Below are 6,199 nucleotides of genomic sequence, written 5' to 3'. Positions count from 1 at the left end.
GGCGTCGAGGACGACCACTACGGGATGAGCCTGGTCGTCGCGTTCGACGACGCCATGGGCCGTGAGTTCGGCGCGCTGCGCCGGCAGCGTCCCGACGTCGACCCGGCCGACCTGGTACCGAACGGCTGGGCCGCCGCGCGCGGACTGATCCGCCGTTACGCGGACGCGGGGATCAGCAAGTTCGTGATCCGCCCGGCCGCCGCGCCCGTGTCGTGGACCGCGTTCCTGGACGCGTTCGCCGCCGAACTACTGCCCCTGGAAACGCCCTGAGGCGAATCCCGGCCGCTACCGCGGAACAGCCCCGCGACAACCGGCGACACGGCATCGACGGAAACGCGAACGATCTTGTCGTACACGCGAACTGACGCTCCGTGAGGAAAAATATCGCGCCAATCGACGACAGCCTGATTCGTGCGCTCCACCCGACCGAACGCGTCGGGCCGGCCCCGGCCGGTCCGTGCCCTGCCCCGCGCCCACCTGCGCCGACGCCCGGCTCGACACGTGAACAGGCCCCGAATGCGCGGGACTTGAGGTCCCCCACCCTTTGGCCGGATTCCGTACGACACAGGCGATCGAATCCGGCCATCGCGCGAAGTCACCCGGCACCGACACAGGGTTGCGCCCGGTCTGACACTGGGTCAGGATCGCCACCGTTCCCCTCCGGATGGCGCGCGCCACCGAGCGCTGCCGCCGGCGACGAAGGATGGAAAACACGTGTCGACTTCCCCCACGACCCCGCTCTGGCTCCAGGGACGTGACGCCGTCGTGGCGGCCGCCGCTCCCGGCGACTGGCGCGAAGAGACCCCCGACTACCACCTGTCGCACACGGTGATGCCGGGGCAGCGAAGCACGCAGCACGCCCCCGACTCGCTGGAGGCGATCGTCGAGAGCATCGTGCAGGTCTTCGAGATGGAGGTCTCGCACAAGCGGGACCCCGCGACCTGGGTCTCGATGGTCACCGACCGCTTCCGCACCAACGTCAACGGCGGCCCGTGGGCGAGCGCTCGGGACATCGTGGAGCAGGGCAGCTACAACATCCTGATCGGCGACAGCATCTTCTATTCGCCGGGCGAGGAGAGCTTCGAGTCCTCGCACCACATCTTCCACACCGCGTTCCCGGAGGGCTTCTACTGGGAGGTCCTGGAGGTCCTGTCCCCGCCGCCCGTGGTCGCGTTCAAGTGGCGCCACTGGGGCAGCTTCACCGGCGAGTACAAGGGCTTCGAACCGAACGGCAAGCAGATCGAGATGTTCGGCATGAGCGTCGCCAAGGTCAGCGACGACCTCCGACTCGTCGAGGTCGAGCACTACTACGACCCCAACGCCTTCCTGGGCCAACTCACCGGCGGCTGCCCGGTGGCCCACGGCAACTAGCGTCCCCCGAAACGAACGCCGCACGCACCTCGCTACATTGACGGGCCGCCGGAGTGACCCCGGCGGCCCGTTCACGTGCCCGCGCCCGACCCCCGGAACGCGCGGCCGGCAGGCCGAGGAGCACGACATGAGCGACCCGAAGACAGGGACACCCGCACCCGCACCCGGGTTCGCGGTGAGCGCACGCAGCGCCTTCGGGGTCAACTGCATCGGCATGGTCGCGCGGGCCTCGTTCCCGGTCGCTTTCCGAACGCGCACCCACGACGGCGTGTACGTGGTCGACGGCGCGGCGCTGCGGGTGGCCGACATCGCCGACGTGTTGACGCCGTTCGCGCAGCCCGTCGCCGTCGTTCTCGACATCGGCCACTCCTGGTGCGACCCCGAACCCGCCTTTCGAATATGGCAGGCACACGAGATCGCTCGTGATCAGCGTGTCGCCGTCGAGGTGCACGACATGGCGTGGGCGGGCCAAGGCGAACTGCTCGTACTCGACCGCGACGATCTGGGGCGGCTGGTGGAGGCGTGGACGAGGGCGAAGGCGAAGTCGTATACGGAGAGGATCCGCCACCCGTCACCGTGACCGAGCCGACCCCGGCCTTCGTCGCCGATCTCCTCCGGCGCAGTCCCCGCTGGTGGGGGCCGATCCGGCTGCCCGATTCCGACGGCGTGGTCGAGATCGCCTTGGCAGCGCAGGAGTGGACCCTGGGGCGCGTGCTCCCCGAGCAGTGCGACCTGGTCATCACTTACGATCCCGCCACCGGGGCCTGGCACATTCCTCGCCTCTGACCCGACAGGCGGTAAGCGGCAGGCGGCAGGCGGCAGGCCACCCGGCCTCAACGTCGCCCGGCTCGCATGCGGTTCAGGCGTTCCACCACGGCCTCGGTGCCGTCCACCGTTTCCACCGAGATCGAGCGGTAGTGGCCCGGTACGGTCGAGACCCAGAAGTGGTCGCCGAAGACGGTGGCCGGTACCGGCAGGGCGAAGCCCGGGCGGCGTAGTTGCACGTGTGGTGGCTCCTGCCCCTCCGGGATCACGCCCCAGGCGAGGGCCCACGGGAGTTCGCCCCGTCGCGAGCGCAGCGCGCCGCGCAGCAGGCTCGGGCCCAGCGTGTTGCCCGCGACCGCGACGTGGAAGAGCCGGTAGCCGGAGTAGACCTCCAACGCCGGGCGACCTCGCGAGCCGCGTCCCACCCGCATGGTGCAGTCGCTCAGCCGTAGGTACAGCTCGTTCGTCGTGGTCTGTTGCAGGACTTGCGACATGGTGCGCTCCCCGTGGACTCACCGCCCGACGGTCGGTCCATCGGGTACGACAAGCATTCGGGGCAGGACCTGGGTACCGCATCGCCTGAACGAACCGTTTCGGCGAGGCCACATACTTCCCCCGTACGACGGAGGGTGTCGCCTCGCGGTCGCCCGAGCGAGCGAGACGCCCCCGGTTCAGGCCCCGCCGGGTACCGCGAGCCCCGTCTCGTACGCGCAGATCACCGCATGCACCCGGTCCCGCAACCCGAGTTTGTTGAGAATGCTGCTCACGTGGGTTTTGACGGTGTGTTCGCTCACCACGAGTTCCTCCGCGATCTCCGCGTTGGACATGCCCAGCGCGAGGCAGCGCATCGTGTCGCGCTCGCGCGCGGTGAGGCCGTCGAGCCGCTCGGACCGCCGAGCGGGCGCCTCGGTGCGCGGCAGCCGGCGCGTGTAGTCGGCGATCAGCCGTCGCGTCACCGACGGCGCGAGCAGTGCCTCGCCGCTCGCGACCATGCGCACGGCGTGCACGAGGTCGTCTCGCCGCACGTCCTTGAGCAGGAAGCCCGCCGCGCCCGCGTACAGCGCGTCGTACACGTACTCGTCCACGTCGAACGTGGTCAGCATGACGATCCGGCACGCGCTGGTCTGCGCCGACACCACCCGCGCGGCCTCGATCCCGTCCATCCTGGGCATCCGGATGTCCAGGAGCAGGACGTCGGGAGTGTGCGCGCGCACCGCCTCGATCGCCGCCAGGCCGTCGCCCGCCTCGGCGACCACCGAGATGTCGGGCTGCGCGTCGAGGATCATCGCGAAGCCGCTGCGCACCAGTTCCTGGTCGTCGGCGACGACCACCCGAATCGTCATCGCACCCCGCCGCGTTCGAACAGCGGGACCCGCAGCACGACCTCGAAACCGCGCCCACCCGGCCTCGGCCCGGCGGTGACGTGGCCGCCGCACGCCGCCGCGCGCTCGCGGATGCCGACGAGGCCGTGGCCCCCGCCCGGACGCGGCTTGCCGCCGCATCCGTCGTCGGTGATGGTGGCCGTCATCGTGTCCTCGCCCCATTCGAGCCGCACCCGCACGTGTGTGGCGCGCGCGTGTCTGACCGCGTTGGTCAGCGCCTCCTGGACCACACGGTACGCGGCGATCTGGGCGTCGGAGGGCAGCGGTCGCCGCTCGCCGACGCTCTCGTACACCGCGCGCAGGCCGGTGCGGCCGACCTCGGTGACCAGGTCGGCGATGTTGCCCACCGTCGGCTGCGGTGCGCGGGCGCCGAGATCGTCGTCCTCCTTGAGCGTGCCCAGGATTCGGCGCAGTTGGACCATCGCGTCGCGCCCCGCGTCGGCGATGGCGTCGAACGCGGCCTCCGCGCGGGCCGGATCGCTGCGCACGACCACCGGCCCGGCCTCGGCCTGGACGGTCATCAGGCTCACCGCGTGCGCCAGGATGTCGTGCATGTCCCGGGCGATGCGCGCCCGTTCGCGCGCGGCGGCGCGGGCCACCTCGGCATCGGCGCGCCGGGCCTCCAGGTCCCGTTCGTGTTCGAGTCGGCGCGTGCGTTCCTCGATGCTCGCGATGTACGCCTGGCGCTGCCGGGCGGCCATCCCGAACGCGGCGGCGGCGGCCAGGGTGAGTATGTCGAAGGTGGCCTGCTGGGGCGGTTTGTGGCGGACGTACTCGATGATCAACGAGATCGGCAGCGTGAGAGCCGTGATGAAGACCTGCTGCCAGCGGCGCCCGATCGCGAAGACCGTGTAGATCGCGATGGTCAGGCCGAACGGGAAGGACTGGCCCGGTCGGTGCAGCAACGACACCTGCATCGTGAACAGCGCGACGATGAACGCGACCGTCAGCGGGAACCGCCGCCGCCAGATCAGCGGAATCGCGGTGCCGGTCAGGAAGAGGAAGCCCAACCGGTACGGCGACTTCAGCGCGACCACGCACGGCAGCATCACCAGGATCTGCACCAGCAGCGCGATCGCGCCGTCGACGACGTAGGGGTTCGTGCGCCGCACGAGGTCGAGCGTGTGTTTGGCCCGACCGCGCACGTGGCGATCGGCGCCGCGCTCGGCTTGGCCCTCGTGGGCGTGCTGGTACATGGGGCGGGCTCCTGGATGACGGTGTTCCGGCCAGTGTCCCGGCTCGGGGCGGCCGGCGCCTCGCTCGCACGAGGGATCTGCGACTCGGTGTTCGAACCGGCGCGATCACCGGGGCGATCCCGCGTCGAATCGGGTGAATCCGGCGCCGGAGCGCGAACGCGCCCCGCGATGGCATTTCCGGTGGCGTCGCGTCTGGTACGACTGGTGCCATGGCTACCGGCAACCGCTTCGTCCCCGACCCAACGAGTCCCGTGCGGGCGCTGCTTCGCAACCGGTCGGCCGGTCCCCTCGCGTGCACGACAGGGGCGGAGCCGTGCGGCCACTGAAGCGGGGCCAGGTGTGGACGATTCCCACCGTCGGCCGCGACCGCACCTTCATGATCGTGCAGAACGACCACGTCGCCGCGCTGCATCCCGGCGCGGCGCTGTGCGCGTTGGTCGACACGATCGGCGACCGTCAGGAGTCCCTGGTCACGGTCCGGATCACGTCGCCGGTGGCGGGCGTCGTGCTCGCGCCCGACCTGTACACGTCCCGGCATCGCCGCTTCGAACAGGGCACCTACCTGGGCGAGGTCGACCCCGAGGAGATGGAGCTCGTCGACGTCGCGCTGCGCGCGGTCCTGGGCCTGTGATCGGGCGGGGCCGCGGCCTGTGACCGGGCCGGTCCGCCCGCCGGTGTGCGCCGCTAGCGCGGCAGTCTGACCCGAAACGTCGTACGGCCGGGCGCCGAGACCACGCCGACCTCGCCCGCGTGCCGCTGCACGATGATCCGGTACGAGATGTCCAGGCCCAGACCCGTCCCCTCGCCGACCGACTTCGTGGTGAAGAACGGTTCGAAGATCCGGTCCTGGATGTCCGCGGGGATACCGGGTCCGGTGTCCTCGATCTCCACCACGACCGACGCGGTCTCGGCCCACGCGCGCAACGTCAGGGTGCCGGTGCCGCCCATCGCGTCCGCGGCGTTGTCGATCAGGTTGGTCCACACCTGGTTGAGTTCCGCCGGGTACGCCTGGATGCTCGGCAGATCCTCGGCGTAGTCGCGCTCGACCCGGATCTCGCGCAGCGGGTCGGCCAGCATCGCCACCGTACTGTCCAGGCCCTTGCGCAGGTCGGTGTCCTGGTACGGCGCCCGGTCCATCTGGGTGTACTGCGCGGCGGAGGCGAGCAGTTCGGTGATCCGGCCGAGGGCGTCGGCGACCTCGTCGAGGAGCATCTCGCCCTCCAACGTCGCGCCCAACCAGGTCAGTCCCGGGCTTGCGGCCGGGCCGAGGTCGGCCGCCGCGTCGCGCGCCCAGTCCCCGTACAGGCCGACGTTGACGAACGCGGGCGCCGCGTCGTAGGCGTCCGAGATGCCCAAGTCCTCGAAATACTCGGCCACTTCGTCGGTGCGGTCGGCGAACTCCAGGGGTCGCAGCCGGGGTCGCTCGCCCGCGCGGCGGAGCAGCGCCTCGTCCTGCAAGCGCACGAGCGCGCGCGCCTCGGCCTC

General features: G+C 70.9%; 8 protein-coding genes and 1 pseudogene. 5 read left to right on the top strand and 4 right to left on the bottom strand.

Annotation, left to right across the window (positions count from 1 at the left end):
- The 4 genes and pseudogenes from GT354_RS42625 to GT354_RS42610 form a co-directional block, all read left to right on the top strand.
- Positions 1 to 270 (top strand): annotated as a pseudogene (locus GT354_RS42625) (TIGR03854 family LLM class F420-dependent oxidoreductase); the annotation flags it as partial.
- Positions 271 to 714: 444 nt separating this feature from the next.
- On the top strand, positions 715 to 1,371 hold the full coding sequence (locus GT354_RS56860; protein ID WP_161362221.1) for an ester cyclase: 657 nt from the start codon (positions 715 to 717) through the stop codon (positions 1,369 to 1,371).
- A gap of 127 nt (positions 1,372 to 1,498) precedes the next feature.
- Positions 1,499 to 1,951, top strand: a complete 453-nt coding sequence (locus GT354_RS42615) for a hypothetical protein (RefSeq protein WP_161362218.1) — start codon at positions 1,499 to 1,501, stop codon at positions 1,949 to 1,951.
- Positions 1,948 to 2,157 carry a hypothetical protein gene (locus tag GT354_RS42610; RefSeq protein WP_161362216.1) on the top strand — a complete coding sequence of 70 codons (210 nt, stop codon included), beginning with the start codon at positions 1,948 to 1,950 and terminating at the stop codon, positions 2,155 to 2,157. Before GT354_RS42615 ends, GT354_RS42610 begins: the two co-directional genes overlap by 4 nt.
- A gap of 47 nt (positions 2,158 to 2,204) precedes the next feature.
- Here GT354_RS42610 and GT354_RS42605 read toward each other — a convergent pair whose 3' ends face one another.
- The 3 genes from GT354_RS42605 to GT354_RS42595 form a co-directional block, all read right to left on the bottom strand.
- Positions 2,205 to 2,630, bottom strand: a complete 426-nt coding sequence (locus GT354_RS42605; protein ID WP_161362213.1) for a hypothetical protein — start codon at positions 2,628 to 2,630, stop codon at positions 2,205 to 2,207.
- A gap of 177 nt (positions 2,631 to 2,807) precedes the next feature.
- Positions 2,808 to 3,479: a response regulator transcription factor gene (locus GT354_RS42600; RefSeq protein WP_161362210.1), complete on the bottom strand. Its 672-nt coding sequence runs from the start codon at positions 3,477 to 3,479 to the stop codon at positions 2,808 to 2,810.
- The gene (locus GT354_RS42595; protein ID WP_161362207.1) at positions 3,476 to 4,714 is read right to left on the bottom strand and encodes a histidine kinase; all 1,239 of its coding nucleotides are present in this window, start codon (positions 4,712 to 4,714) and stop codon (positions 3,476 to 3,478) included. Before GT354_RS42595 ends, GT354_RS42600 begins: the two co-directional genes overlap by 4 nt.
- 313 nt (positions 4,715 to 5,027) lie before the next feature.
- Between GT354_RS42595 and GT354_RS42590 the strand changes: the two genes are divergently transcribed.
- Entirely contained in the window at positions 5,028 to 5,345 is a 318-nt protein-coding gene (locus GT354_RS42590; protein ID WP_161362204.1) for a type II toxin-antitoxin system PemK/MazF family toxin, read from the top strand.
- 53 nt (positions 5,346 to 5,398) lie between these two features.
- On the opposite strand, the gene GT354_RS42585 is transcribed toward GT354_RS42590, so the two are convergent.
- The coding region (locus GT354_RS42585) for an ATP-binding protein (protein ID WP_237536007.1) at positions 5,399 to 6,199 on the bottom strand (801 nt) is incomplete at its 5' end.

The sequence above is a fragment of the Streptomyces sp. SID3343 genome (genome assembly GCF_009865215.1).
In the GTDB taxonomy this organism is placed as follows: Bacteria; Actinomycetota; Actinomycetes; order Streptomycetales; family Streptomycetaceae; genus Embleya.
Note: the sequence above shows the minus strand (reverse complement) of the source record. Positions and strands in the feature narration are given on the sequence as shown.

What these genes read in the sequence shown, in the direction of transcription:
- GT354_RS42615 (WP_161362218.1), top strand. Translation starts at nt 1,499, where the DNA reads ATGAGCGACCCGAAGACAGGGACACCCGCACCCGCACCCGGGTTCGCG.
- GT354_RS42605 (WP_161362213.1), bottom strand. Translation starts at nt 2,630, where the DNA reads ATGTCGCAAGTCCTGCAACAGACCACGACGAACGAGCTGTACCTACGG.
- GT354_RS42600 (WP_161362210.1), bottom strand. Translation starts at nt 3,479, where the DNA reads ATGACGATTCGGGTGGTCGTCGCCGACGACCAGGAACTGGTGCGCAGC.
- GT354_RS42595 (WP_161362207.1), bottom strand. Translation starts at nt 4,714, where the DNA reads ATGTACCAGCACGCCCACGAGGGCCAAGCCGAGCGCGGCGCCGATCGC.